The sequence below is a fragment of the Echinimonas agarilytica genome, from assembly GCF_023703465.1.
Taxonomy (GTDB): domain Bacteria; phylum Pseudomonadota; class Gammaproteobacteria; order Enterobacterales; family Neiellaceae; genus Echinimonas; species Echinimonas agarilytica.
Genome location: NZ_JAMQGP010000004.1, coordinates 328128 through 354003 on the forward strand (window position 1 = coordinate 328128; position 25876 = coordinate 354003).

Genomic DNA, 25876 nt, shown 5'->3' on the forward strand with positions numbered 1-25876 from the left:
GTTCCATTTTTGCGGCTCGTTGGGGGCCGCCTTTTTTTATTCCAAATGAAATGAGGCATCGTTTCATTTGGAATAAAAAAACACACAACAAAGGCCCAATCGAGGCTATTCACAAAAACACACAGGCTGAAGACAATGACCAATAACTATCTCAATGCCGCCGCACTGCTTCTTGCGAGCACGGCTGTCACCGCCGAAGTCATTCGCCCTACAGGCTCTACTGCAGGCCAAGTCCGCTGGCAAGAGCAAGGCAATCGAAGTGATGATTTTGAAAGTGGTTCACTCAACCCGAGTATTTGGCAAAACGCCCCCGCCAGTTTAAATGTAGGCGCATGGACATTCGACCCATCCAACGCATACGTTAGCAATGGCAGGCTGGTAATTGAAACCACTCAAGAAACCCATACTCGGGCGTTTCAAGACAGCTGTTGGGACGGCGTAGCGGGTGGTTCTTCTCAAACTGTACAACGCCAATTATTCTACAAATCTGGCGCTGTTCGCACCTCAGCAGAAGGCGTGTATGGTTTCTATGAGGCTAAAATTAAAGGCGTAGAAATGTTTCCGGGCTTGAGCCCTGCATTTTGGCTTTACAGTGACGGACACCCTTTTGGTGATCGCAATCAACCCGGCCAATATGTGGACTACAGTGAAATCGACATTGTTGAATTACAACAAGCAGATTGGCGCTCACCGACTGACGTTGATGACCAATTCGACATGGACCATAACCTCCATGCCCGTGTTGAAGAAAATGGCCAAATTGTTTGGAAGCGTCCAAAGCAAAATCCAGATCAATTGCTGCATTACCGAGCACCATTTGATCCGCGCTTAGGTTTTCACACCTACGCGGTTGAAAACAGACCTGACCGCATCACATGGTATGTCGACGGCAAAGAAGTCGGCTCACAGGTCAACAAATGGTGGCACCGCCCCATGCATATGATTTTCTCGCAAGGGCTTCGTCGTCAGCTGATTAAATACAATGCGGCTTGCCAACGGGCCGACCCAAACCCTGACAATGTGGTCTCTGCAGGCTTCCCAAATCAAGCGCGCATGCAGGTGGAATACGTAAAGGTATGGAAAGCGCAACCATCCGTTTGGATTGAGCAACCCAACCAATATCAAAGCACGTCATATTCAAATACCGGTTCGATGGACGTCACCGTGTCTTATCATGGCGGCAGCGATTATTTCGTCAGCAATGACACTTACAATGGTATTACGCTCAACCTAATCGAGAAAAATGCCAATGGTTTAGTGCGAGTTGTGAAAAGCGTAAACGATGCATCAACAACCACCGATGCCAAAAAGTACGCAGGCGATACTGAGTTAACCATTAACTTATCGGGCGTGACACCTACAGCTCAGCTTCCGTCGGGTCATTTCTATGCCTTAGCTCCGGTATTTAAGTCATCGAATGGTTCTATTATTTATGCGCAAAGCGCGGTGGCCGACATTAAAATCACCGGCTCAAACACTGGCAATGTATCAGTAACAGGTGTGAATCTTACACCCGCTAATACGAGTTTATCGGTAGGCAGCACGAAGCAACTCAATGCCTCAGTCAGCCCTTCTAATGCCAGTGATAAGTCGGTGTACTACTACGTTGACGACACCCGTGTGGCGAGCGTGAATAATGGAGGACTAGTCACCGCAAAAAAGCAGGGAACCACTCGCGTTACAGTCACAACAAATGATGGCACATTTACAGATTTTACCAATGTGACGGTCACCGCCAATACAACAACGCCTCCTGCTGAAAGCGGTATTGAAGATGCCAGCTTTGAATCAGGTAATCTGAACCGTTGGAACAAAAGCTGGGGCAATGTATCGGTTGTGTCTAACAACGCTAAAAGTGGCAGCAAGGCCGTGTACTTGAATGGTTCTGGTGGTGCAGTGCAAATTATTGCAGTTGAACCTAATACCACTTATACCCTCAAAGGCTGGGGTAAAGTATCTGCGAAAGGTCAAAATGTTCAAATGATGGCAAAAGATTTTGGTGGCTCAAATAGAACCATTAAATTTACATCCACCGCCTATACGCAGAAGAGCTTAACCTTTACCACCGGCTCAAATAACACGACTGCGAAAATCATTTTCGCAAGCGGCAATAAAGCCTTTAAATCTTGGGGAGATGATTTCAGCATCACCAAGCAGTAAGTCAGGTTTTCTCAACCAACTTAGCTGTTCAAAGGCCGTGATATATCAATATCGCGGCCTTCTTCGTGTAGCACTCAACACCTTCCTTAATCTTACTGCCAATAGGGAGGCGACCCATAGTATTGCGAAAAGTACTCGATAAAGACGCGCACTCGCGGCGCTAACAATTTCGAGGTGGGGTACACCGCCCAAATCGACGCGTCATCAATCAAAGGATAGTCTTCCAACACCTGCACCAAGGCACCACTTTGCAAGTGCTTGTAAGCAATCCAAGTGGCGCACATGGCAATACCTAACCCGTCTACACACGCATCGCGCACCGCCTCGCCGTGATCGGTTCTGATATTACCTTTGCCTTTAAAACTCACACGTCCTTTGGCGGTTTCAAATGTCCACTGCGACAGGCCAGCATGATGAATACATTGATGTTTTTTCAGATCTTCTGGCGTTTTAGGAATACCGTGCTTTTCCAAATAAGCAGGCGCCGCGCAAATGATGCGCTTGTCTTCTGCCAGCTTGCGCGCAATTAAACTTGAGTCTTGCAGATTGGCGTTACGAATCGCAATATCAAAACCGCCGTCCACCAAATCAACCATCGAATCCGTTAATGAAATATCAATGGATAAATCAGGGTACTGATCTAAAAAGCCTTTCAATGCAGGAATGACATGCATTCGCCCAAAAGATGCTGAAGCCGTAATACGAAGGACACCTTTGGGCAGCTTATTACCGGTGCCGACAGAGGCAATACCGGCATCAACAGACGCCAGGATCTGCTTCGCATGCGGAAGAAATTCTAAGCCTTCTTCGGTTAAAGACACTTTACGTGTTGTTCGGTGAACGAGCCGTGTGCCTAAGCTTTCTTCGAGCTTACTAATGTGAATACTCGATACCGGAGCCGATAGGCCCAGCTCTTGCCCTGCTTGGCTAATATTGTGCGTCGATGCAAGGCGCACAAACAAACGAAGATGCTCAATATTCATGACGGGTCACTTACTGTTTTAGAGTGAATTGAAGGCTCGCCCAGCCCTTCAATGACCATGAGATGCTCGCACATTTTTTAACAAATATTAAATAATTATAGCGTAAATTTCATATTACCCCACTACGACAGACTCAGTTCCCTCACCTTAAAAATCCATCAAACGTATTAAAAATCAACTAAAAAAATAGAAACCACCCGTCTTTAATACAACTGGCTATTAACAATTATTAAATACTGTTTCTTGCTTTGATTAATTGTTGAGTTACAAAACTGTTGCTAGCTTGATTAAGGTCTCGCTGTCTTTACTCATCACCATTGAACCAAGGAATACACCATGGCTTATGAAGGCTACACCACATTTACCGCCGTCGTAGAAGATGGCATTTTGACCGTCACATTTGATTTTGGCCCTGTGAACGTTCAAGGCCAAGAAATGCTAGCCGACCTCAATGGCCTAGCACTGCGCTTAGAGCGCGACCGTGATATTAAAGTCGTGGTATTCCAGTCTGCCAATCCAGAAATATGGGTTTGTCATTACGACACAAACCTCCTTAAAGATATGTCCTGCGAGGCCGTAAGCCGAGAAGAAGTCCAATTACTCGATTTGCAATCTGTTCTTGAGCGCATCAGTAAATTGCCACAGGCAACCATCGCCAAACTTGAAGGTTTTGCCCGCGGTGGCGGACATGAATTCGCACTTGCTTGCGACATGAGATTCGCAGCTCGTGGTAAATACAAACTCATGCAAATGGAAGTTGCGATGGGCATTTTGCCATGTGGTGGCGGAGCATCGCGTATGGCCAGACAAGTTGGGTTGGGACGCGCACTAGAAATTATCTTAAGCGCTCGCGACTTTGATGCCGACGAAGCCGAAGCTTATGGCACCATTAATAAAGCACTTGAACCAGACGAGATTGGTGAATATGTCGATACACTCGCCAAACGCATTGCCAAGTTTCCCGCAGAATCGATTAATGCATGTAAAAAAGCCGTGTATGAGTCGATTGATAAACCCATTGATGAGGCCCTCAAAGCGGAAGCTTATTGGCTTTATCAAGCCACCAGCAAAACTCCAGCGGTAAAACGTTTTGGCATTGCTGACGAACAAGGCTTAGAGCACTCGCTTGACAACCAAAGAAATTGGGAAAAATTAGTGATGGATGTTCAAGACATTACTTAGTCAAGCCAATCACTGACTCACAGCGCATGCGTAACTTTTTTAATCGGCCATACTTATACTTAAAGCAACAAAAGCGCCAGCATTGAACCCACTCATCATGCAGGGCTGATATTCAGCCCTGCTTTTTATTGAGTGAACACTCACATTTATTGATGAAGACCTACCACGGTCAATTGCGAGAATGGACAACCAAGCATGAAAAAAACGATTCTTATCACCGGCTCAACTGACGGTATTGGATTTGAAACAGCAAAAATGCTGGTATCGCAGGGGCACCATGTATTAATTCATGGACGTAACCCCACCAAATTGCAAGGCGTTGCCGAACAGCTGGCCAGCATCGAAGGTGCAAATCCTATTGAGAGCTACGTGAGCGACTTATCAAACCTCGCCGACGTGCAAAATCTAGCAGACGAAGTAAAGGCTAAACACAACTCGCTTGATGTGCTCATTAACAACGCCGGAGTGTATAAAGTCTCTCAAATCACCACAGTGGATGATCTAGACGTGCGATTTGTGGTCAATACCATTGCGCCTTACCTACTCACTCAACAGCTACAGCCGTTGTTTGACCACACAGGACGTATCGTCAACCTGTCTTCAGCAGCACAATCACCGGTTGATTTTGCCTCGCTTGTCAGTCGTAGTGCAGGGCCAAACGACAGCGCTATTTACGCCCAAAGTAAACTTGCCTTAACCATGTGGTCTGCCCATTTAGCAGCCTCACTCGGCACTCAAGGGCCTGCGGTGATCGCCGTAAACCCAGCCTCATTTTTAGGCAGCAAAATGGTCAAAGAGGCATATGGAGTTGACGGAGGTGACCTGCAAATTGGCGCTAAAGTATTATGTCGCGCCGCATTAGACGACGACTTTGCCAACGCCAGCGGTAAATACTTCGACAATGATTCAGGCCGCTTTACAGCCCCCCATTCCGACGCGCTCAATGTCAGTAAATGCCAAGCACTTGTTTCTATCATTCAACAAGTTATCGAAGATAAAACACAATAAGGGCGCAATTCGCCCTTTCATCAATTGAACAACCACGATGCAGGAGAAGCACTTATGTTAGGCGAAAGTCATTCACTCATACACGATTTCCCAGAATCAAAAGATACGATTAACGCGCTCATAAGCGCCGATCCAACGTTTGCCAAAGATGCAAAGACATACCACCAATTAGATGAAGAAATTCGAAAGCTAGAACTCAAAGGCGCTCCCATCGAAGACGATGCCATGCACACCTTAAAACACAACCGCTCGGTACTCAAAGATTCGCTTTATCAACGTATAATCGCGGCATAACATGGTGCAATCACGCATAAATGAATCGCTTTATTATTTACAAAAAAGCAATTTATAGCATTCATGTTCCAGAAAACCATTCACCGCCCTAACTCTTTAAGGGCGGCAGATCCCTTATACCCCCTGACCTGATTATTAATTATTTTTTAATACTAATTCCTCTAAGCCGCTCATTATCAATCGCAGCCAAGATTGATAAGCTCTGCCGCATCACCATTCACCTAATGAGGAATCCATATGCATTACGAAGGTAAAATTTATCGCCCTTGGATGGAAGCAGAGAGCTTACTGATTCAAACCACATTAGGTTGCAGCAACAATCAGTGTACCTTCTGCACCATGTTCGACGACAAACGCTTCAAGGTCAGAGAACTTGAAGACATCTTCTTAGATATCGTCGAAGCGCGCCAACGCTACCGTCACGTTGAATCTATATTCTTAGTGGACGGAAATGTCATGGCAATACGCACCGAGAAGTTAATCGCCATTCTGGATCAGATCAAAGTGACCTTTCCGGAAATTAAGAATATTTCGCTATATTCTGGCTTCAATGACTTTCGTCGTAAATCCATCACTGAACTCAAAGAGATTCGGTCGGCGGGACTGAGCATGGCCTACTCCGGTTTAGAATCAGGTGACCCCATTGTGCTTGAACGCATTAAAAAGCGAATGACGCGTGAACATGCTATTGAAGGTATGGAAATGGCACGCGAGGCCAACATTAAGGTCTTGGCATCGGTGATTTTTGGTCTAGGCGGTAAAGAGCGCTCGCACGAACATGCAGTGAATACTACCAGCCTGATTAATATCATGAAACCAGATGCGATCGCGCCGATGGCGCTAGCAATACAACCGGGCTCTGAGTTAGAGCGCGAAATGCAGCGCGGCGAGTTTACATTGCCAACACCGCTACAAATTCTCGAAGAAGAGAAGTACCTGCTCGAAAACCTAGAGGATTTCGACTGTTATTACTGGGGGGATCATGGCAATAACATTTCACCCATGCGAGGGAGCTTTCCGTCTTCTCGGTTGCCTTTTTTAGAGCGTATTAATGAAAATATTGCGCATAACCCGATCACCCAAGAAAACGTGATTCAAACGTTTGCTTGGTAACCCGCGTCGGCCACGAAGCAACCCTAAAACAAAGCCAGAGCAGACATTCGCTCTGGCTTGCATTTATTCAGCAAGATTCTCTGCCATTCGGCTCGCGATACGCTGAAACTCAGCGATTTCTTCAGGCGTAATATTCTGCGTCATTTTATCCAGCACCTGCGTATCGATCGTGGCCACGTGTTTAAAAATACGTTCACCTTTGTCTGTGATCAGCAGACATTGACTCCGCTTGTCCTCGGGATTAGGGACTTTCTGAACTAATTCGAGTTCCAGTAACGCGTTTAACAACCGCGTAATTTGGCCCTTATCGCGGTGTAAAAATTGAGCGACATCCACCGCTGTGCAGGGCGATTTACGCTGAATCACTTTCATCACTCGGACATGCATAGGAGTAATGTTCAAACCCAACTGCTCTACTCGTTCATGCATTTGACGCTTTAAAGTATGCACCAAAAAAAACACATCATCTAACGACCGTAACTGGCTCATTTCACAACCTTCCCGGACAAACTAGTTGACATTATCAACTATTAATATATAGTTGACATTATCAACCTTATTCTGAATCAATTCAAGTCCGGAGCCCTCAGATGACTTCACAAGTAACACTCGCAACGCCGTTACCAGCACAAACCAGAACTCCGCTCATTTATAAGGTGCTGTTGATGATGATTTTGATGATGCTCATTGGCGGTACACTCACGGGCATTATGACCTACATGAATGTGGGGCTCACAAACACATTTTATGCGGACTGGGTCAGCTCGTTTATCACTGCTGCTTTATTTTTAATGCCCGCTGGATTGGTACTCATGACGTTGTTCACCAAGCTCGCTCATCGAGTCTTACCTCATGCATCTGAGACTCAAAAAAACGTACTCGTAGGACTGGCGATGGCCATTCATATGGAGCTGATCATGGCCTTTGCCACCGCGGCAAATAACATTGGATTTACCGACATGGCAGTATTTTCACAAGCCTGGTTGAAAGGATTTGTTGTAGCACTTCCCTTTGCCTTAACCATGATGATGATGATGACGTTAACCATTAAACCCAAAATCGAACGCTTCTTAAAAAGCTAACCCGCCAACCATTGGAGAAGACTATGAATGCTCAATCTAAACGAATGAACACATATCAAATCACCATTGAGAAAACCAACCTCAATGATGGCGAGTCCGCGCAGACTTTGCAGTTCGAAGCGCTCGACCGAGAAGACATGTTTACGCTCATCGAAAAGCTCAAGCAAACCAGCGGCCTCGACGCACAAACGTCCACTCAGGTCGGGGTTGCATTGAGATTGCTAGGGCCAATGATGATGGCGCATCGAAAGCATCCGGTGTTTGTCGAATTCATGCCTCACTTCAAAGCCTTTATGTTGAATCTAAAGGCGATTGTGAAAGGGCAAAAACCTCAATAAACACGCCCAAAAAGGCCCGAGCAAGATCATGCATAATCTTGCTCGGGCCTCTTATTGTTTGGGTTACAACAGTGAGTCGATATCTGCGTCTTGGTCTGTCATCGCTGCATTAGAATTGTCACTGGTAAACGACTTCGCTCCTTTCACCATGGCTTGTGTGAGCTCGTGAGCGTCAAACTTCGTCAACGCATTATTTGCTCCAACTTGCTTGGCGCGGTCAACACTAATCTCGCTCGACAAAGAGGTGTGAAGAATCACAAAAGCATTACTCAATTTAGGATTCGAGCGAATTTCAAACGTGAGCTCATAACCATCAAGCCGTGGCATTTCAATATCGCAAACTACAATTTGAAAAGGTTCTTCTTGAGCCGCTGCGAGCTCCATCATGTCCAGTGCGCTTTTGCCGTTATCTGTCACCTTGTAGTCCACTTCAATACTATCAAGCGCACCACTGAGTTGCCTTCTAGCTGTAGCAGAATCATCCACCAGCAAGATATTCATTTTGCTTAATAAGGCTTGTTCTGGCAGCGTTAATTCAATGTCTGTTTGATTAAACTGTTCTGGGTAGGTCGCTTCTAAGATCATTTCAATATCAAGCAATTGAATTAATTTGTCGTCGCTACGAGTGACACCGGAGATAAATGCGTGTTCACCTACAGAAACAGGCGCTGGCTTAATATCATCCCAGCGACACTCACTGATTTTGTCGATTTTCCGCACCAAAAAGCCCACGGTTTGGCGACAAATATCCACCACGATAATAAAGCATGACTTCACTTGCTCCGCCGGAACGGGACGAAAACCCACAGCCGCCGCCAAATCAACCACAGAGACGGTGATGCCCCTCATCGAAGCGGAACCAATCACATGCGAGTGCGAGTTGGGTAAATTAGTTAACGGCACATAAGGCACAATTTCCTTGACCTTCATGGTGCCAATGGCAAACAGTTGATTTGAAGTGAGATAAAAGTGAAGTAACCCTTGGCTTTGGCTCGTTTGTTTACTCATAGTTGCTCGCTAACACTGAAATTCCAACACAACACACCGGTTAACAATACTATCTACGCCGCCTTACGGAAATGAACCAGAGCAAGTTAGCAAAAAAAAAACGCACAAACAGGCCTAGTCCATTGCGAATTTAATAGAAGGTGGAACTCAGACATTGCTCCACCTTCAATGACTTAGAGGTTATTTCAAGTCAAAGCGGTCAGCATTCATCACTTTGACCCATGCGGCAATGAAGTCTTCCACAAATTTAGCCTTATTGGTGTCTTGTGCGTAATGTTCAGCGTAGGAGCGCAAGATAGAGTTCGATCCAAACACCAAATCAACCCGGGTGGCGGTCCATTTAACCGCGCCAGTTTCGCGCTCCACCAAATGGTATAAATTGTTGCCCTTGGGTTCCCAGCTGTATTCCATACTGGTCAAATGAACAAAGAAATCGTTACTCAATACGCCAACATTGTTGGTAAATACACCATGCTGAGCATGATTGTAGTTGGTATCGAGTACCCGCATTCCACCAACCAATACGGTCATCTCAACAGCCGACAGCCCCAACAGTTGAGTCCGTTCCAGCATAAGTTCCTCAGCGGTGACGGTGTAATCAGCTTTTAGCCAATTGCGGTAGCCATCATGAAGCGGTTCTAGCACATCAAACGACTCGGCATCAGTCATGGCATCGGTTGCATCGCCCCGTCCAGCAGAAAATGGCACCTGCACTTCAAAACCTGCCGCTTTTGCAGCTTTTTCGATCGCAGCACTGCCTGCTAATACAATCAAGTCGGCAATGCTGATATCAATACCTTGTTCGGCTTTTATGGCCTCAAGCGCCGCCAGTACTCGTGCTAAGCGCTCGGGTTCATTGCCTTGCCAGTTGAGTTGTGGCGCCAAGCGGATACGTGCCCCATTTGCACCGCCTCGGCGATCGGAGCCTCTGAATGTTCGCGCACTATCCCATGCCGTTGCTATCAGGTCGGCAGTTGGAATATCGCGCTGATAAATAGCTGTTTTTAATGTCGCTATTTGAGAGTCAGTTATGTGTGTGGGATGTGCAGGAACAGGATCTTGCCATATTAAATCTTCACTGGGCACATCAGGCCCCAAGTAACGAGATTTAGGCCCTAGGTCACGATGCGTGAGTTTAAACCAAGCGCGAGCAAACACCTCTGAAAAATAAGCGGGATCATTGTAAAAACGTTCTGCGATTTTCCGATATTCGGGATCAAACTTCATCGCCATATCAGCATCAGTCATAATCGGATTACAGCGAATGCTCGGATCTTCAACATCCACTGGCTTATCTTCTTCTTTAATGTTCACCGGTTCCCACTGCCAAGCGCCTGCGGGGCTTTTAGTTGTCCACCAATCGTAATTGAGTAATAGATGAAAGTAGCCATTGTCCCATTGTGTTGGATGAGTAGTCCAAGCCCCCTCAATGCCACTTGTGAGCGTATCTCGCCCCACACTGCGGGTGGTTTTATTAAGCCAACCTAAGCCTTGATCTTCAACTTCAGCCGCTTCAGGTTCTGGGCCCACGTGTTCCATACTATTGTTACCGTGCGCTTTACCAACGGTGTGGCCACCAGCGGTTAGCGCCACTGTTTCTTCATCATTCATTGCCATTCGAGCGAACGTGACCCGCACATCATGCGCTGTTTTAATCGGGTCGGGCTTGCCATCAACGCCTTCTGGGTTCACGTAAATTAGCCCCATCATGACCGCGGCAAGTGGGTTTTCTAAATCACGTTCACCGGAGTAACGGCTGCCTTCGCTATCGCTCTCTGCTAGCCATTCTTTCTCTGCGCCCCAGTAAATGTCTTTTTCTGGATGCCAAATATCTTCACGCCCGCCGGCAAAACCAAAAGTTTTAAGCCCCATTGATTCGTAGGCCATATTCCCGGCAAGAATAATCAGATCGGCCCACGACAATGAATCACCATATTTTTTCTTAATGGGCCAAAGTAAACGACGAGCTTTGTCGAGGTTGCCATTGTCTGGCCAGCTATTAAGCGGTGCGAATCGCTGATTACCGCGACTAGCGCCGCCTCTGCCATCGGCAATTCGGTAAGTTCCAGCCGAGTGCCATGCCATACGAATCATAAGGCCGCCATAGTGCCCCCAATCGGCAGGCCACCAATTTTGGCTTGTCGTCATGAGGGCAATTAAATCACTTTTCACCGCCTCAAAGTCGAGATCAGCAAAGGCCTCAGGGTAAGAGAAGTCACTTTGAAATGGATTAGTTTTGGTGTCGTGTTGATGAAGAATGTCGAGGTTGAGAGTTTTAGGCCACCAAACAAGTTGCTGAGGTTCAATTTGTGTATTGGCGCCGTGTAATACTGGACATTTTGATGCAGGGTCTGACTGGCTCATTTTTATATCCCAAAGTCTTTAAAAAGATTAGAGTTATTGAGCGAAGGTTATGCCTAAACGATTCAGCTCAACGTCCCAACTCTGGGTATACAAGCCGAAGTAACAACCCTAGCTCGGAGGTAATCATGAGCCTTCAATTGTAGACGCTTAGCCACTGTTTATCTTCCTACTTTACGTTTCTTTAAATCCAGAATGGCACCACTGAGATGATCTTAAAATGAAATCAAAATGCAGAAAAATACAAAGTATTTGAGATTATTACCTAGTATGCATTGACTCTCATTTCATTTTGTCAAATAATCCTTGATAATTCTCGCACACAATGTAGTATGCGCGTTTGCTCTGTAATTCAGAGTTATTAATGAAAAATAAGTAAAAGTAAATCCTCAGAATCTCTTCATTATTGTTGTTATCCTCAGTGGTTCCCTTAGCTTCATCGTCATTCAATAATTCAACCTTTTCAGCGCAACGCATTATTGCGACAGATTTATTACTTCAAATATAGATAAGGGACAGAACATGTCTGATAAAACAACTGGTATCGTTAAGTGGTTCAACGAAGAGAAAGGCTTCGGCTTCATTACTCAAGACAACGGCGGCGCTGACGTATTCGTTCACTTCCGTGCGATTGCTTCTGAAGGCTTCAAAACTCTTGCTGACGGCCAAAAAGTATCTTTCGACGTAGAGCAAGGCCAAAAAGGTCTTCAAGCTGCTAACGTTGTAGTACTTTAAGTACTCAATGAGCGCCAATGGCATTAATGCTATTGGCGCTCGTTTTTATAGTGCCTCCTGCACCAAACAGTCGCCCATCAACCCCCAGTCCACTTCGTACTTGATTTGAATTAACGTACACCTCGTGTTAGCTGCAACGCTTCCATAATGGCTTCTATAATTTTCTTGGCCCAATTGGGCATTCGAGCCATCAATTTATCGATACTGCCTTTGACAACCTAAGTGTCTTTTACAGATTGATCATCAAACACAACACCCAATTCATCATTAAAGTGATTTGCTCCAAGCGAATTCATTCGTATCAAAAAACGTTAAATTTTCAATCAATCGAAGATAAAACCACACAAACTGACGTAACTTGACACTACTTGACACAACAATGCCTGAGCTAAGTTGATGTTGTGAAACACAATCAGTAAGGTGGTGCTCCCCGCTATATCCCTCCAACACTTGGTTCATTCGATAGAAGTTAGCTAGGACAACTCTTAATGTCAGATTGGAAACAGAGTTTACAAAAAACACGATACGTGATGGATGGGCTATTGCTCATCAGTTTTATGATCATCTCAGCTCCGCAAGCCACCGGTGTGCCGCTTCATGAGTGGTTGAGCATTGTATTTATCATTCCTTTTGCGATTCATATTTTATTGCATTGGGATTGGTTTAAACAAAGCTTCCGCCGTTTATTTGGCAAGCTCCCTGCGAAAGAGCGTTTCAACATTGTTTGGAATTATTTGCTTTACCTCATGATGATACTCGGCTTTGTGAGTGGCTTTTTAGTCTCAGTGGCATTGTTGCCTGCGCTGAATATTGATCTTCATATTCAGGATTTTTGGTCGAAGATACACCACGATTCCTGCACTCTGCTAATGCCCATGTTGGGTGTGCATTTGGCCTTGCATTGGGGCTGGATCGCGAAGCTTACCAAACGCATGTTCGCCAAGGAGGTTTCATCATGAAATACCTCAAACAAAGCTGGCAGCGCCGAACCCTCATTGTGATGTGTATTTCAGTACTAGTGAGTGTGTGCATGATTGCACTAGAGAACACGCAATGGGCCGATCATATCAACCAAGTTGGCTATTCTCATGGAGCGGAAGAACAGGGGCCGGCAGAAGGTGGCAAGCGTAATATGCCATCTTATATGATGTATATTCTGCCATTCGTTAAAGAAATAGTGCTCATTGGTGTGCCGCTCCTCATCACCATAGGCTGGCTTAAGTTAGCGGGTCTAGTGAAGACTTTGATGAAACGCATCAGACCCTCGTAATTTAACAGCAATGCAAGGTGAGTACTGACATCCGTGCTCGCTTTGCCTTCATAAAGCGTCAAATCTCACACTCTCAAGCAATCCACCTATGCCGGCCAAAGCACATTGCTGCGCTTGCTGATCATCAAGCCAAGCTCAGTTTCAACACACCCGATGTGGGTGATCGTTCAGGCGAAATTATTGATCCGGACTAAAGCCAACCGTCTTATACTTAGGTATGCTTGTTTGGTTTCGTCACAGTAAACAATCAGCCCATGGTCAAATTGTGCCCAGGCAACCTGTTCAATCACAAGTTTAGCTGTTATTGAAAACTGTAGACACTGCTTGGTGTGCAGTTAACCGGCCGCCTCCGCGTTCATATCACGTTTAATTGCGATGCCCATTAGCACCACCACAACCCACTTAATCCACATGGAACGCCATGACCTCAACCTCCAAACCTTCCAGAATTTCATCCATCGACGTACTCCGTGGACTAGTCATGCTGATCATGCTCATCGACCATGTGCGAGAGCGTTTTTATCTTCATCAACAAGTGGCCGATCCAATGGATATTCAAGCCACTGATCCGAGCCTATTTTTCACCCGTTTATCAGCCCACTTGTGCGCACCTATTTTTGTGTTTCTGACCGGGTTATCCGCTTGGCTTTATGCCAACCCCAAAACAGGCGCCCCCAGACCTGTGGGTCAATTTCTGCTGAAACGCGGCTTACTGCTCATTGCACTTGAAATGACGGTGGTGAACTTTTCATGGTTCGGGGCTTATCACACGCTGTACCTTCAAGTGATCTGGGCCATTGGCATCAGCATGATTAGCTTGGCCGCGTTGAGCTACCTGCCCCGCTTATGGATTGGCGTTATTGGCGCGCTCATTGTGTTCGGCCACAACGCACTCACGCCTATTTCATTCGCCCCCGACGAAACAGGTTATTGGCTGTGGACGATTCTGCATGACCGAGACTACTTAGTCACCGACGCTGTCATTAACGTGCGAGCGTCTTATCCGGTTCTGCCGTGGATTGGAGTCATTGCATTGGGCTACTTTGCGGGCCCATTGTTTAAAGCCAGTTTACCTTCAAGCCAACGAAAATCATGGTTGGTGGCTTTAGGGTTAAGCGCATTAGCCTGCTTATTGCTGCTGCGCGGCTTTAATATTTACGGTGAGACTGTTGCATGGCAATCACAAGCCAACTTGATGTTAACCACCATGGATTTTTTGAATTTCACCAAATATCCGCCCTCACTCGACTTTCTATTGTTCACTGTAGGTATCGGCCTATTGCTGCTGGCTGTGTTTGAGCATTGGTCATCTCCAGTTTGGCAAATATTAAGAACCTTTGGCCGCGCGCCTATGTTCTTCTACATTGTTCATTTGTACGTATTGCTGTTGTTGTATTGGGCGATGCTCGCCGCCTTTGGGCCCAACGTTGGCGATTATTTCGGCTTCAATGCAATGTGGCAAATCTGGCTCATGACTGCCACACTCGGCTTTGCGATGTACTTCCCAACTCGCGCGTTTGGGCGTTATAAACATCAAGGTCATTCAACGTGGGCGAAGTATTTTTAACAAGGTACTTTTCACAAAGTCTTTGCAGATAGAATGCCAAATAACGTGAAATCAAAGCGGCAAGGACGCCCTTTGGTGAATCAAAAAATGCTCTGCAAAGTTCGATACGTAGCGTTATTTGATTGATTTAAAGCTCGCCGGATTCAATTTCAACTTCTTAATGCGCGATGCCAGTGTGGTGGGTTTTATGCCCAACAATTCAGCTGCACCGTCTTTACCAAATACTTTGCCTTGAGAAGTCTGCAAAGCACGAACGATCGCTTGTCGCTGCTGCTGCTTTTGATCGTACTCGGTAAACACCACTGCGGGAGCTTCTTCAACCAGATTAGTGGAGGGCGATTCTTGCAACAAGCGTTCAAAGCGCAACGACTCGCCCTGTGCCAGAATCACTTCGCGCTCAATCACATTTTCCAGCTCACGAATATTACCCGGCCAATGGTACTGCTTTAAGTGTTCAAGCTGGGCCAATGATATCTTCACGTTGGGCTTACCGGCACGAATACTCGCGCGCTCTAAAAAGTGTTGCGCCAACAACGGAATGTCATCAACGCGAGCACGTAATGGAACAGATTCCACAGGAAACACATTAAGCCGAAAGTACAAATCTTCACGAAACTCATTGCTCTGAACCATTTTCGAAAGGTCTTTATTAGTGGCCGCAATAATTCGAACATCGACATGCCGTGTGATTGAATCACCAACCCGCTCAAACTGCTGCTCTTGCAGCACTCGTAAAAGTTTTCCTTGAAGTGCCAATGGAATTTCACCGACTTCATCCAAAAATAGAGTCCCGCCATTGGCCAATTCAAAGCGTCCAGGGCGATCGCTAGTTGCCCCGGTAAATGCCCCTTTCAAGTGACCAAAAAACTCGCTTTCAAATAAGTCACCCGGGATCGCTGCGCAATTCACTCGAATCAAAGGTCTGTCGCTACGTTTACTCAAGTCATGAATGGCACGTGCGATGAGCTCTTTGCCGGTGCCTGATTCGCCCGTAATCATAACTGTCACATCTGTTGTCGCCACTAACTCGATTTGATGAATCACTTGAGAATGCTCAGCGGACTTACCAATAATTTGATGATGGTTGAATTCAGACGACAATTCTTCTTGTAAATATGCGTTCTCCAATTCAAGTTGCTGCCGGAGTTCTTCAACTTGATTCATCGCAGCGAGCAATTGCTTCTCGGCTAATTTCCGGTGTGATACATCACGAAATATCACCACAGCGCCAATCACATGACCATTGTCTTTGATGGGCGTACTGGTGTATTCCACATCAATTGGCGCCCCCTGTTTTGACCAGAACACTTCGTTGTCGATGGTATGCACAACGCCTTCCTGAAAGGCGTGATAAATGGGACAATCTTCAACATGATAGTGCTGCCCGTTGGCATGCTTAAAATGGATGGCTGTATGAATATTTTTGCCAATTATTTCATCGGCTTTCCAGCCTAAAATTCGCTCGGCTGCAGGGTTGATAAAGGTGGTAGATCCATTTGCATCAATGCCGTAAATCCCTTCGCCTGCGGCCTCCAAGATAAGTCTGTTTTCCTTCTCAAAATCTTGAAATACGCGTGCCATACGCTGCCAATGCGCAATACCAGAACGATAGTGGCTGTGTGCATCTGCCCGCACGCGATATTGATCAACCGTTTCTACATCTTGAAATGACAGTTGCAGAAAAGGCGTTCCGGCCACAGACATACTGCTCGCCGAAATCTCTAATCGAATGCTGTCATCATCATTTGTTGGCGTAGCAACAAGCGTGTCAGACCAAGCATTACCTCGGCAAAGTGCTTCTTGCGTAAACACCATGAGTTCAGCCAAACAGTTGCGAAACAACTGAGTCACCGTCATGCAATTGAGCGCTTCGATACGAATAGACAACAAACAGCATGCGGCTTGATTCGCAGTTTTAATTTCATTTTTTTTAGGGCAAATCATCAATTGAGGAATCGGTGAATGCCAAAATGCTAGTTGCTCAATGGAGTCCTGCATACGTACAACCCAACAACAAGTTCGATACGGTTTTTTTAACTTGTTCAATATTTAAGCCAATGACTACGAATGTTCGTAATCTTCACTACGAAGATTCGTAAATTACGAAATACCGTAGTTTCACTCCACCCAAAAAAATTCATTAAGCCACTGTTTTAAAACAACTTAACCATATAAAAACACATGGCATTGGTATTGCTACTTCTGTTTTGAACACCACTTATATCGTAATCAATTCAGCTTGGTGAACAGGAAGGCAACTTTGTTGAAGAAGTAACGCAAAGCGTATTTGCTCCAAATCAGATCAACAGAGCACAAACTTTGCACAACAATTAACCACACCTGTTGCGTCCTCTGATCACCGAAGCTTTCACTATTGAAGGGAAGGACTCAGCAATGCCAATCAAAAGCCTAGGAAACCCATACGACGACAAAGTCGGTTTAACTCACACCTCAAAGTGCGAATGCGCGGACTGTGCTGCCAGCAAAGCAGGCATTCAACTCACACAAAAACAGCGCTCTGAATTGATGGAGCGTCAAGCCGATGGCGTGACTCAGCCAACGTCAACAGCTCAATCTCAAACAGCATTCCCATCGTCTGAAGACATGATGGATCAAGCCATTGAAAATGCCATTGTGCGCGGTGTATTTGGACAGCACGACCAAAGCCGCCGTAAATTCATTCGCACCGTTGGCGGCGGCACACTCGCAGCGGCTTTAGCTTCAGTCATTCCTATGGACAAAGTGAAAGCCGCCGTAAAAGAAGGCATGGGGCCACTAGAAAAAACTAAGCTCAAGGTTGGCTTTGTACCCATTACCTGCGCAACCCCCATTATCATGGCGCATCCCATGGGGTTCTACGAAAAGTACGGGCTTGATGTTGAGGTGATCAAAACAGCAGGCTGGGCGGTTGCTCGCGACAAATCATTGAATGGAGAATATGACGCCTCGCACATGCTCACTCCCATGCCATTAGCCATGACAATGGGCGCGGGGTCAACGGCAGAACCTTACCTCATGCCAGCAGTGGAAAACATCAATGGCCAAGCCATTGTGTTACACAACAAACACAAAGATAAACGCGACCCGAAACAATGGAAAGGGTTTAAGTTTGGTGTGCCGTTTGACTATTCGATGCACAACTTTTTACTGCGCTACTACGTGGCAGAGTTTGGCCTTGACCCTGATAAAGACATTCAGATCCGCGTTGTACCACCGCCAGAAATGGTCGCTAACTTACGCGCAGGCAACCTCGACGGATACTTATCTCCCGACCCATTTAACCAACGCGCCGTGTATGAAAAAGTGGGCTTCATTCACTTACTCACCAAAGAAATCTGGGAAGGCCACCCGTGCTGTGCATTTGCTTGTAGCCAGAAGTTTGCCACCGAAATGCCCAATACATACGCTGCACTATTCAAGTCCATCGTGGATGCCACTCATTATTCAGCAAATCCCGCCAACCGCTCGGAGATCTCAGCCGCCATTGCGCCTAAAAACTACCTGAACCAACCAGAGGTTGTGATCCGACAAGTGTTAACCGGGCGCTATGTGGATGGTTTAGAAAACAAAGTATTGGATGTGCCCGACCGTATCGACTTTGACCCATTCCCGTGGCACTCCATGGCGGTGTGGATCCTCACTCAAATGAAGCGCTGGGGCTACATCTCAGGTGACGTTGATTACAACTCAATTGCCGAGCAAGTGTATGTGGCATCCGACACCGCAAAAGTGATGAAAGACTTGGGCTACGAGGCACCTTCCAAAACTTATCAGAACTACACCATTATGGGTAAAAAGTTTGATTACACACAGCCTGACGCCTATGTGAATAGTTTTGAGATCAAGAGGTAACTCGAATGACGCTCAACCAAAAATCAACCCTTGTCGGATTTGTGTTTCTCGCTGTATTGCTCGGGTTATGGGAGGGGTTAAATCAACCACCCGCTGCAACAGAAGCCCTCACCGAGTTTGAATTGCTCATGGGGGGCGTCGATAAAGAAGCCAGAGTACCACCACCTTCCAGCGTGCTTGTGCGCGCTTGGGAAGAACTCAGCGATCCATTTTATGATGCAGGCCCCAACGATAAAGGAATAGGGATTCAATTAGCTTACTCGCTGTATCGGGTACTCTCTGGGTATTTAGCTGCGGCCGCCATCGCAATTCCGCTAGGGTTTGTGATCGGCATGTCGCCGCTCATGTACAAAGCACTGAATCCATTCATTCAAGTGCTAAGGCCCATCTCGCCACTCGCATGGATGCCCCTCGCCTTGTTCATCATTAAAGACTCCGAACAAAGCGCTATTTTTGTCATCTTTATTTGCTCCATATGGCCCATGCTGATCAACACCGCGTTTGGCGTGGCCAACGTTCGAAGTGACTGGGTGCGTGTAGCTCAAACTCACGAACTTAGCCAAATACGAACAGCACTCACCGTCATTTTGCCAGCCGCAGCGCCCACCATTTTAACCGGCATGCGCATCTCCATTGGGATCGCTTGGTTGGTTATTGTGGCAGCAGAAATGCTGGTTGGCGGTACGGGAATTGGCTACTACGTTTGGAATGAATGGAACAACCTCGACCTAACGAGCGTGATCTTTTCCATCTTAATGATCGGCATCGTCGGCATGGCCTTAGACATGGCATTGTCGGCCGCGTCTCGATTAGTTCAGTACGAGGAGTAAGTCATGGAAAAACCACTTGTATCCATTGAAGGGTTAACCAAGACCTTCCCATCATCAGGCAAAGCAGATGACTTGGTCGTGTTTGAAGACGTGAACATTAGCATTCAACGCGGCGAATTTATCTGCATCATCGGCCATTCCGGCTGCGGTAAATCTACCATCCTCAACATTCTTGCAGGGCTAGATGAAGCCTCGTCCGGCGGCGTTATTATGGACGGTAAAGAAGTTTCGGGGCCCAGCCTTGAACGCGGCGTGGTGTTTCAAAATTACAGTCTCATGCCGTGGCTGTCGGCACTACAAAATGTAAACTTTGGGGTCAGAGCACGCTGGCCCGAATGGTCGAAGGAGCAAGTTCAAGCGCATAGTATCAAGTACCTCAATATGGTGGGTTTATCAGACTCGATTGAGCGTAAGCCTTCGCAACTCTCAGGCGGTATGCGCCAACGAGTTAGCATTGCACGTGCTTTTGCCACTCAACCTAAATTGTTACTACTCGATGAGCCCTTTGGAGCGTTAGATGCACTCACGCGGGGGGTTATTCAAGAAGAGCTGATTAAAATATGGAGCGAATCGAAGCAAACCGTCTTTATGATCACACACGATGTGGACGAGGCCATTTTATTAGCCGACCGAATATTACTCATGACCAACGGCCCTTACGCGCGCGTGGCTGAATCGGTGTCTATTAACTTACCGCGCCCGCGCTCCAGAGCTGAGATCATTCAGCACCCGGGATACTACAAAATTAGAAATCACTTGGTGAATTTCCTTGTTAACCGTTCGGCACAACTTGCAGGCAAACAAACCGAACGCAACTCGCAGCCCCTGACGGTGGACCCGCTGGTAGACACTGAACAAACATCAGAGCTGCACACCATTAATGAAGCTGAAGCCAGTAGCCAACCGGCTGCTTAACCACCTCAAATAAGCGCCCCTAGGAGGGTTTTATGAATAAAGAAACAATGACCGACACCATCGTTTCCGCCAAGCAAAAACTTGGGCTAACCTGGGAAAAAATGGCGGTAGATCTCAATATGTCACCGGTTTGGCTGGCATCCGCATGCTTAGGCATGAACTCCGCTCCACAAGAGAAAGCAACTGCCATTGCCAGCTATCTCGGGCTTGACGACTCAGTTGCCGCCGCTCTCGCTGCATTTCCCACTAAAATATGGGACCAAGCAGTGCCCACCGACCCCCTCATTTACCGCCTCTATGAAGTTGTAGGCGTGTACGGTGATACGCTCAAAGAAGTGATCCAAGAAAAATTTGGAGATGGCATCATGAGCGCTATCGACTTTTCCATGGAAGTAGACAAAATTGAAGACCCCAAAGGCGACCGCGTTCTGCTCACGCTCAACGGCAAGTTCCTTCCCTACAAATCATGGTAATACAGTCGGCTCAGTCCCCTACTGAGCCTTTTTCCAATTCAACCGGAGCACTCCATGAAAATTGAATCACGCCCCCCTTTTCCGCCATTTGATGTCGACTCAGCAGCCATCAAAGTTCGTAAAGCTGAAGACGCATGGAATCGCAAAACCCCTTCTGCCGTGGCGTTAGCCTATTCACCAGAGAGTCAGTGGCGTAACCGTTCAGCGTTCATTCAAGGCAGAGCAGAGATCGAGGCGTTCCTTGCCAACAAGTGGGCAACAGAGCTTGAATACCGCTTATGCAAGGAACTGTGGGCATACACAGACAACCGTATCGCTGTTCGCTTTGCGTACGAATGGCACGACACAAACGGCCAATGGTATCGCTCCTACGGCAATGAAAATTGGCAATTTAATCAACAAGGCTTAATGGAGCTCAGAATCGCCAGCATTAATGATGTGGCTATTGATAAATCCGACCGAACACTAATTTGGACAGATGACGTAAGACCCGAGGATTACCCAAGTCTTAGCGAATTAGGCTTGTGATGCCGCTTAGGATACAGGGTAGCCGCGGTGTGGTTTTGTGTTCGTTTGTGTTTCAAACTAGGCTAAAGTCACTCGCCTCAACAAACGGACACAGCCCCAATGCGCGCCAACACAACGCTCGTTATTGCACTTTTTAGTCTCGCCATAGTTGCCACAGGCTGCACCCCATCACAAGATATGCCTTGGGCAACTAGCGATAGCCATTACACGGGTACAGCCCGCATTACCCAAGGTCCGGCTCAAACCATGGCCAACACCCTGTTTGAGTGTAAAAACGGGCGCAGTCGAATGGCAGGCATGGGCATCATCAAAGATTCTGAGGGTTACGTTTGGACGGTGCCCGCCACGAACAATTTTGTCAGTGGCCCCAAAGCTGCCGACCTTTATGAAGGGTGTGCAGGCATCACGCCCAAAAATCTCACAGAGGTTGACGAAGCATCGGTACCGGTTGCCATCATCGATTCAGACGGCGAGGAAATCACCGGTTATATCTTTGCCGACAATTACTTCGAGCTGTATATCAACGGCTCTCTTGTGGCGGTAGACACAGTACCGTTCACGCCCTTTAATTCGAGCCTGGTGAAATTCAAGGTCAACACGCCTTATAGCATTGCCATTAAAGTGGTTGATTGGGAGGAGCATTTAGGTTTAGGCACTGAAAACAATCGCGGAAACGACTACCACCCCGGCGATGGCGGCTTGATTGCCAGCTTTAGCGACGGCACCGTCACGAACTCAGATTGGCAAGCCCAAACCTTCTACACCGCTCCTATTTACGACCTCGCTTGTCTGCAAGAAAACCTGGGACAACGCCTGTCAGAAAGCTGCTCTATAGAAGGCACAGACCAAGGACAAAATGCCTACGCCGCACACTGGGAGACCCCCGAAAATTGGATGGAGCAAGAGTTTGATTCAAGCGACTGGCCTCAAGCCACACGCTATACAGAAGACGAGATTGGCGTGAATAATAAAAAGGCGTATATGAATTTCATTGAGCAATTTAGCGGCGCAGGCGCTCATTTTATTTGGTCAACGAATGTAGTGCTGGATAATGAAGTGCTACTCAGATACGACGTCAAGTAAGGCCGTGATCTTATAAGCAACAACAGGCTCACCCAAGTGGATTCAATCCTGTTTTGGCGTTTGAATAGAGGCCATTATTTTAGACAATGCCAAGATTAAGATCTCAGAATCTTCATCTATACATACCATTCCCATGCTGCGGCACAAGTCACCGGCGGCTTTCTTAGAGTCATTTCCCCATTCGCCGTCAATTGGCCCTTTGTAGTATTCCAGCTCTTTCAACATTGCTTGTTGGAGTCGGCAGTCACCGTCTTTAATGCCCTTTCTAATATCCTGAATGTACTTGTCTTCGAGATTATCCGTGGGTTGCACAGCAACAGGCACATGATCAGAAGCCGCTGGGCCAACGAGGCTAAGTACCAGCATGACGACCGCAATATTTCGTTGTTGCTTGGCAATGTTGATGTGCTCAGCGTTTTCGCTACGCTCACTTTTATCGCCCTTCATGTTGATAAAAAGTTGATTCACCGTCACGTTGATGGGGCTATTGAGGGTAATGGTTCCCACATCAAACCCAACAGCAATGGGCTCAATCTTACTCGCGTTATATTCCCCCATCAGCCCAGCTAAGGCTTCTTCAACCAGAGACGCCCGATGAAAAGCCGCAACAATTTGAGGATGAAGGGAGAGCTTGTCGGTCAGAATTGTTTTCTGATAGTCATGCAAAGACTGAATTTCAAACAGCGCCAACAAGGTTCCACCCAAAAAACGAATATTCTCTAAAGTGCGCTCCACCACATCCATTTCCAGCCTGACTTTGTCGAAATCATGGCTCACCGCGTGGCTGTACAATGGATTGAACGGGGAATCTGATGCATCCTTGGGACGAAAAAGATCAAGAATTTCAGGTTGAGCGGCGACTAAAGGCGCAATCTCGTCGTCTAAATAGCGTTTAAAATCAGCAGGCAAAGCAATGAACTCAACTCCTGAGGACTGCCGCACGCGCGACATTAATTCCCCGCGCTTGCTCACGCCTGAGTTCTTGCCTTCGATGATCGCCATTGACGCTTCTAACACCACCGGCAACGCCACCTCCTTTACCACTCTAAAACGATTGAGCATCTGTAGCATTTCTTGATGAATCATCGGCTTGATGTAATCAACACTTCGCTCACCAAACATTTGAGTTTGGGTCACATCAGAGACGGTAATACAGAAGGTATAGGGAACAGTTAATGGAGTCATTTACGGCATCCTTATCGTGTATGAGCGCGAAGTGAAGCCCCCATTAGCGCGCTGCATCAACACAATACCGCGCCCAATTTAAATAAGCTTCATCAGCTAAGCTTAGCATTGCCAAATCTTCTTGGGTGTCGCCATACGCATAGACGCGATCGTACAGTCCTAAATCAAACTTAGCGCAAATCCATTTCGACTTGTTCACACCACTACAATCACCGTTTACATACCCCCCAGAAAATTTGCCACGCTTAACCTCAAGCTCACTGCAAATTAAGGCAAAACCATTTTGAGCGCACCAATGCTTTAAATAAACATCGAGAGAAGCAGAAACGATAACGATCTGATCGCCATTTTGTGTATGTAAACTCAGCTGAGTCAGCGCCTCTTCACGCAAGAACTGAGGCACAATATTTTCTGCATACCCTTGCCCAACCGCAACCACCTCATCAACCTTTCGCCCCGAAAAAGCCACAAAACTAGCGATGCGCCGCATGTTGGCAGCACGCAGAACACCGACCTTATAGAGTATAAAAAATGGAGACAATACGATCTTCGCGATTAAAGATCGTCGCTTGGTTGCCGAGAAGTGCAGAAACTTGGTGTACATATCTGCATGGGTAATAGTTCCATCAAAATCAAACAGTGCAATGTTCAAAACATTCCCTCAGATCCAACGTTCCTGTATAGGGCCAATGTGAACCAGCACAACTCAACGCTTTGGCAACCTGCGCTGGAGTAACGCCCCGCTGCTCGGAGCGCTTGATGGCTTCTTTTCGGAACTATTCGGTGTAATGTTGGTGTTTTTTGCGTGCCATGAGAGCACCTCCATATAGGGTTAATATAACTATACAGGGTGTCTACTTTTCGTGGGTAACTTGGAAGCATAACGCCCCATTAAGTAGCCCGCAACGCTCTACAAAAGCTTGAGCATAGTGCCGTAACCACTGAAATTCCTGCAAACCAAAAATGGCAAGCGTTGAGGGTCTGCTTGAATTGTTTGTTAGATGCTCGACCGCTGAGCCTGATTTAGTAGTGATAACGACATGAGATTATTGTTATCGCTTGATCATCGACTGCGTAAACCAGCCTATTAGTGTCGTCAATACGGCGAGACCAAAAGCCAGATAAGTTCTCTTTTAACGGTTCAGGTTTACCAATACCCTCAAAAGGAGAACGCTTCACATCATTGGTAAGTTTGTTGATGCGCTTAAGTGTTTTCTTATCTTGGGTTTGCCAATACAGGTAATCGCCCCAAGCCTCATCAGTCCACGATAGTAAACGTTGACTACTACTCATCAATTAACTCTCGTGCAGTTGTTTTTCCGGCACGGTATTGTGCTATTGAACGGTTTAGATGTTCAGCATTTTGAGGAGAGCGTAGTAAGTGCACTGTCTCCATAAGGCTATTATAGTAGTCTAAAGACATAACCACGGCATCTTCAGAGTCACGGCGTGTAATGACTGTTGTGTCTGCGTCATTAACTACACCGTCTAAAACAGCTTTGAGACCATTTCTAGCTTCAGTAAAAGATACAATTCTCATAAGAATCTCCACATGTACATTTAATGGAACAAGTATAGTCTTCACTCATATACTTGTACAGTAAATTGAACATGCGATATTGATAAGGCAACTAACGCCCGCATATTAGGAATCCCCTCATAATATTAATTCCTTCCAACTGCTGTCCCTTGGTTGTCACCGACGCAGGCTACCGCAACCCTTGGTTTCGGGCGATTGAAGCCAAAGGTTGGTTTTGGCTTGGCCGTGTTCGAGGTGACGTAGGATTCCGCCCCAAAGGCGATAAACACTGGCATAGCAACAAATCTTACTACCCAACAGCGAATGCCAAAGCACGGCTTCTTGGTGAGGGCGAATTGGGCCGTAAAAGCCCGATTCGAGCCGCATTGC

General features: G+C 46.6%; 27 protein-coding genes and 1 pseudogene. 19 read left to right on the forward strand and 9 right to left on the reverse strand.

What is annotated here, in order from left to right; all coding sequences use genetic code 11:
- Positions 1-135: 135 nt before the first annotated feature.
- Positions 136-2160 carry an Ig-like domain-containing protein gene (locus tag NAF29_RS11540; RefSeq protein ID WP_251261717.1) on the forward strand — a complete coding sequence of 675 codons (2025 nt, stop codon included), beginning with the start codon at positions 136-138 and terminating at the stop codon, positions 2158-2160.
- A gap of 92 nt (positions 2161-2252) precedes the next feature.
- Here the strand turns inward: NAF29_RS11540 and NAF29_RS11545 are convergent, their stop codons facing one another.
- Complete coding sequence (locus NAF29_RS11545; protein WP_251261718.1) at positions 2253-3143, reverse strand: LysR family transcriptional regulator; 891 nt, start codon at positions 3141-3143, stop codon at positions 2253-2255.
- A gap of 336 nt (positions 3144-3479) precedes the next feature.
- Between NAF29_RS11545 and NAF29_RS11550 the strand changes: the two genes are divergently transcribed.
- From NAF29_RS11550 to NAF29_RS11565, 4 genes are all read left to right on the forward strand, one after another.
- Positions 3480-4325, forward strand: a complete 846-nt coding sequence (locus tag NAF29_RS11550) for an enoyl-CoA hydratase/isomerase family protein (RefSeq protein ID WP_251261719.1) — start codon at positions 3480-3482, stop codon at positions 4323-4325.
- A gap of 195 nt (positions 4326-4520) precedes the next feature.
- A complete protein-coding gene (locus tag NAF29_RS11555) occupies positions 4521-5333 on the forward strand; it encodes an SDR family NAD(P)-dependent oxidoreductase (protein ID WP_251261720.1) in 813 nt (270 codons plus the stop codon).
- 54 nt (positions 5334-5387) lie between these two features.
- Positions 5388-5627: an HP1242/YdcH family protein gene (locus tag NAF29_RS11560; protein ID WP_251261721.1), complete on the forward strand. Its 240-nt coding sequence runs from the start codon at positions 5388-5390 to the stop codon at positions 5625-5627.
- Between the two features lie 237 nt (positions 5628-5864).
- A complete protein-coding gene (locus tag NAF29_RS11565; RefSeq protein ID WP_251261722.1) occupies positions 5865-6740 on the forward strand; it encodes a radical SAM protein in 876 nt (291 codons plus the stop codon).
- Positions 6741-6803: 63 nt separating this feature from the next.
- Here NAF29_RS11565 and NAF29_RS11570 read toward each other — a convergent pair whose 3' ends face one another.
- Positions 6804-7229 carry a MarR family winged helix-turn-helix transcriptional regulator gene (locus NAF29_RS11570; protein WP_251261723.1) on the reverse strand — a complete coding sequence of 142 codons (426 nt, stop codon included), beginning with the start codon at positions 7227-7229 and terminating at the stop codon, positions 6804-6806.
- A 101-nt stretch (positions 7230-7330) separates the two neighbouring features.
- Here NAF29_RS11570 and NAF29_RS11575 point away from each other — a divergent pair, with 101 nt between their 5' ends.
- On the forward strand, positions 7331-7822 hold the full coding sequence (locus NAF29_RS11575) for a DUF2798 domain-containing protein (protein WP_251261724.1): 492 nt from the start codon (positions 7331-7333) through the stop codon (positions 7820-7822).
- A gap of 23 nt (positions 7823-7845) precedes the next feature.
- A complete protein-coding gene (locus NAF29_RS11580; RefSeq protein ID WP_251261725.1) occupies positions 7846-8160 on the forward strand; it encodes a DUF3861 domain-containing protein in 315 nt (104 codons plus the stop codon).
- Positions 8161-8223: 63 nt separating this feature from the next.
- Here the strand turns inward: NAF29_RS11580 and NAF29_RS11585 are convergent, their stop codons facing one another.
- Positions 8224-9168 carry a chemotaxis protein gene (locus tag NAF29_RS11585; RefSeq protein ID WP_251261726.1) on the reverse strand — a complete coding sequence of 315 codons (945 nt, stop codon included), beginning with the start codon at positions 9166-9168 and terminating at the stop codon, positions 8224-8226.
- 180 nt (positions 9169-9348) lie between these two features.
- Positions 9349-11532 (reverse strand): catalase/peroxidase HPI, encoded by a 2184-nt coding sequence (katG, locus tag NAF29_RS11590; protein ID WP_285817726.1) that lies wholly within the window; start codon positions 11530-11532, stop codon positions 9349-9351.
- A 519-nt stretch (positions 11533-12051) separates the two neighbouring features.
- Here katG and cspE point away from each other — a divergent pair.
- The 5 genes from cspE to NAF29_RS11615 all read left to right on the forward strand — a co-directional run bounded on the left by cspE (position 12052) and on the right by NAF29_RS11615 (position 15101).
- Complete coding sequence (gene cspE, locus NAF29_RS11595) at positions 12052-12264, forward strand: transcription antiterminator/RNA stability regulator CspE (protein ID WP_251261727.1); 213 nt, start codon at positions 12052-12054, stop codon at positions 12262-12264.
- Positions 12265-12752: 488 nt separating this feature from the next.
- Entirely contained in the window at positions 12753-13223 is a 471-nt protein-coding gene (locus NAF29_RS11600) for a cytochrome b/b6 domain-containing protein (protein ID WP_251261728.1), read from the forward strand.
- Positions 13220-13534: a hypothetical protein gene (locus NAF29_RS11605; protein WP_251261729.1), complete on the forward strand. Its 315-nt coding sequence runs from the start codon at positions 13220-13222 to the stop codon at positions 13532-13534. The genes NAF29_RS11600 and NAF29_RS11605 overlap by 4 nt, the downstream gene beginning before the upstream one ends.
- A gap of 17 nt (positions 13535-13551) precedes the next feature.
- Positions 13552-13728 (forward strand): hypothetical protein, encoded by a 177-nt coding sequence (locus tag NAF29_RS11610; protein ID WP_251261730.1) that lies wholly within the window; start codon positions 13552-13554, stop codon positions 13726-13728.
- Between the two features lie 227 nt (positions 13729-13955).
- Positions 13956-15101 carry an acetyltransferase domain-containing protein gene (locus NAF29_RS11615; RefSeq protein ID WP_251261731.1) on the forward strand — a complete coding sequence of 382 codons (1146 nt, stop codon included), beginning with the start codon at positions 13956-13958 and terminating at the stop codon, positions 15099-15101.
- Between the two features lie 114 nt (positions 15102-15215).
- On the opposite strand, the gene NAF29_RS11620 is transcribed toward NAF29_RS11615, so the two are convergent.
- On the reverse strand, positions 15216-17099 hold the full coding sequence (locus NAF29_RS11620; RefSeq protein WP_251261732.1) for a sigma-54 interaction domain-containing protein: 1884 nt from the start codon (positions 17097-17099) through the stop codon (positions 15216-15218).
- Positions 17100-17495: 396 nt separating this feature from the next.
- On the opposite strand from NAF29_RS11620, the gene NAF29_RS11625 reads away from it, so the two are divergent.
- The 6 genes from NAF29_RS11625 to NAF29_RS11650 all read left to right on the forward strand — a co-directional run bounded on the left by NAF29_RS11625 (position 17496) and on the right by NAF29_RS11650 (position 22782).
- Positions 17496-18953 carry a CmpA/NrtA family ABC transporter substrate-binding protein gene (locus tag NAF29_RS11625; RefSeq protein WP_251261733.1) on the forward strand — a complete coding sequence of 486 codons (1458 nt, stop codon included), beginning with the start codon at positions 17496-17498 and terminating at the stop codon, positions 18951-18953.
- A 5-nt stretch (positions 18954-18958) separates the two neighbouring features.
- Positions 18959-19783, forward strand: coding sequence for a nitrate ABC transporter permease (gene ntrB, locus NAF29_RS11630; protein WP_251261734.1), 825 nt, complete (start codon positions 18959-18961; stop codon positions 19781-19783).
- Between the two features lie 3 nt (positions 19784-19786).
- On the forward strand, positions 19787-20698 hold the full coding sequence (locus NAF29_RS11635; protein ID WP_251261735.1) for an ABC transporter ATP-binding protein: 912 nt from the start codon (positions 19787-19789) through the stop codon (positions 20696-20698).
- A 32-nt stretch (positions 20699-20730) separates the two neighbouring features.
- A complete protein-coding gene (gene cynS, locus NAF29_RS11640; RefSeq protein ID WP_251261736.1) occupies positions 20731-21171 on the forward strand; it encodes a cyanase in 441 nt (146 codons plus the stop codon).
- 60 nt (positions 21172-21231) lie between these two features.
- Positions 21232-21699, forward strand: a complete 468-nt coding sequence (locus NAF29_RS11645) for a nuclear transport factor 2 family protein (RefSeq protein ID WP_349665574.1) — start codon at positions 21232-21234, stop codon at positions 21697-21699.
- 99 nt (positions 21700-21798) lie between these two features.
- Positions 21799-22782 (forward strand): hypothetical protein, encoded by a 984-nt coding sequence (locus NAF29_RS11650; RefSeq protein WP_251261738.1) that lies wholly within the window; start codon positions 21799-21801, stop codon positions 22780-22782.
- Between the two features lie 42 nt (positions 22783-22824).
- Here the strand turns inward: NAF29_RS11650 and NAF29_RS11655 are convergent, their stop codons facing one another.
- The 4 genes from NAF29_RS11655 to NAF29_RS11670 all read right to left on the reverse strand — a co-directional run bounded on the left by NAF29_RS11655 (position 22825) and on the right by NAF29_RS11670 (position 25507).
- A complete protein-coding gene (locus NAF29_RS11655) occupies positions 22825-23967 on the reverse strand; it encodes a hypothetical protein (RefSeq protein ID WP_251261739.1) in 1143 nt (380 codons plus the stop codon).
- A gap of 43 nt (positions 23968-24010) precedes the next feature.
- Positions 24011-24619 carry an HAD-IB family hydrolase gene (locus NAF29_RS11660; protein WP_251261740.1) on the reverse strand — a complete coding sequence of 203 codons (609 nt, stop codon included), beginning with the start codon at positions 24617-24619 and terminating at the stop codon, positions 24011-24013.
- Between the two features lie 371 nt (positions 24620-24990).
- A complete protein-coding gene (locus NAF29_RS11665) occupies positions 24991-25260 on the reverse strand; it encodes a Txe/YoeB family addiction module toxin (RefSeq protein ID WP_251261741.1) in 270 nt (89 codons plus the stop codon).
- On the reverse strand, positions 25253-25507 hold the full coding sequence (locus tag NAF29_RS11670; RefSeq protein WP_005526636.1) for a type II toxin-antitoxin system Phd/YefM family antitoxin: 255 nt from the start codon (positions 25505-25507) through the stop codon (positions 25253-25255). The genes NAF29_RS11665 and NAF29_RS11670 overlap by 8 nt, the downstream gene beginning before the upstream one ends.
- 98 nt (positions 25508-25605) lie before the next feature.
- On the opposite strand from NAF29_RS11670, the pseudogene NAF29_RS11675 reads away from it, so the two are divergent.
- A pseudogene (locus NAF29_RS11675) lies at positions 25606-25876 on the forward strand (transposase); the annotation flags it as partial.

Coding starts and splice junctions, on each gene's coding strand:
- NAF29_RS11540 (WP_251261717.1), top strand. CDS start 136: ATGACCAATAACTATCTCAATGCCGCCGCACTGCTTCTTGCGAGCACG.
- NAF29_RS11545 (WP_251261718.1), bottom strand. CDS start 3,143: ATGAATATTGAGCATCTTCGTTTGTTTGTGCGCCTTGCATCGACGCAC.
- NAF29_RS11550 (WP_251261719.1), top strand. CDS start 3,480: ATGGCTTATGAAGGCTACACCACATTTACCGCCGTCGTAGAAGATGGC.
- NAF29_RS11555 (WP_251261720.1), top strand. CDS start 4,521: ATGAAAAAAACGATTCTTATCACCGGCTCAACTGACGGTATTGGATTT.
- NAF29_RS11560 (WP_251261721.1), top strand. CDS start 5,388: ATGTTAGGCGAAAGTCATTCACTCATACACGATTTCCCAGAATCAAAA.
- NAF29_RS11565 (WP_251261722.1), top strand. CDS start 5,865: ATGCATTACGAAGGTAAAATTTATCGCCCTTGGATGGAAGCAGAGAGC.
- NAF29_RS11570 (WP_251261723.1), bottom strand. CDS start 7,229: ATGAGCCAGTTACGGTCGTTAGATGATGTGTTTTTTTTGGTGCATACT.
- NAF29_RS11575 (WP_251261724.1), top strand. CDS start 7,331: ATGACTTCACAAGTAACACTCGCAACGCCGTTACCAGCACAAACCAGA.
- NAF29_RS11580 (WP_251261725.1), top strand. CDS start 7,846: ATGAATGCTCAATCTAAACGAATGAACACATATCAAATCACCATTGAG.
- NAF29_RS11585 (WP_251261726.1), bottom strand. CDS start 9,168: ATGAGTAAACAAACGAGCCAAAGCCAAGGGTTACTTCACTTTTATCTC.
- katG (WP_285817726.1), bottom strand. CDS start 11,532: ATGAGCCAGTCAGACCCTGCATCAAAATGTCCAGTATTACACGGCGCC.
- cspE (WP_251261727.1), top strand. CDS start 12,052: ATGTCTGATAAAACAACTGGTATCGTTAAGTGGTTCAACGAAGAGAAA.
- NAF29_RS11600 (WP_251261728.1), top strand. CDS start 12,753: ATGTCAGATTGGAAACAGAGTTTACAAAAAACACGATACGTGATGGAT.
- NAF29_RS11605 (WP_251261729.1), top strand. CDS start 13,220: ATGAAATACCTCAAACAAAGCTGGCAGCGCCGAACCCTCATTGTGATG.
- NAF29_RS11615 (WP_251261731.1), top strand. CDS start 13,956: ATGACCTCAACCTCCAAACCTTCCAGAATTTCATCCATCGACGTACTC.
- NAF29_RS11620 (WP_251261732.1), bottom strand. CDS start 17,099: ATGCAGGACTCCATTGAGCAACTAGCATTTTGGCATTCACCGATTCCT.
- NAF29_RS11625 (WP_251261733.1), top strand. CDS start 17,496: ATGCCAATCAAAAGCCTAGGAAACCCATACGACGACAAAGTCGGTTTA.
- ntrB (WP_251261734.1), top strand. CDS start 18,959: ATGACGCTCAACCAAAAATCAACCCTTGTCGGATTTGTGTTTCTCGCT.
- NAF29_RS11635 (WP_251261735.1), top strand. CDS start 19,787: ATGGAAAAACCACTTGTATCCATTGAAGGGTTAACCAAGACCTTCCCA.
- cynS (WP_251261736.1), top strand. CDS start 20,731: ATGAATAAAGAAACAATGACCGACACCATCGTTTCCGCCAAGCAAAAA.
- NAF29_RS11650 (WP_251261738.1), top strand. CDS start 21,799: ATGCGCGCCAACACAACGCTCGTTATTGCACTTTTTAGTCTCGCCATA.
- NAF29_RS11655 (WP_251261739.1), bottom strand. CDS start 23,967: ATGACTCCATTAACTGTTCCCTATACCTTCTGTATTACCGTCTCTGAT.
- NAF29_RS11665 (WP_251261741.1), bottom strand. CDS start 25,260: ATGAGTAGTAGTCAACGTTTACTATCGTGGACTGATGAGGCTTGGGGC.
- NAF29_RS11670 (WP_005526636.1), bottom strand. CDS start 25,507: ATGAGAATTGTATCTTTTACTGAAGCTAGAAATGGTCTCAAAGCTGTT.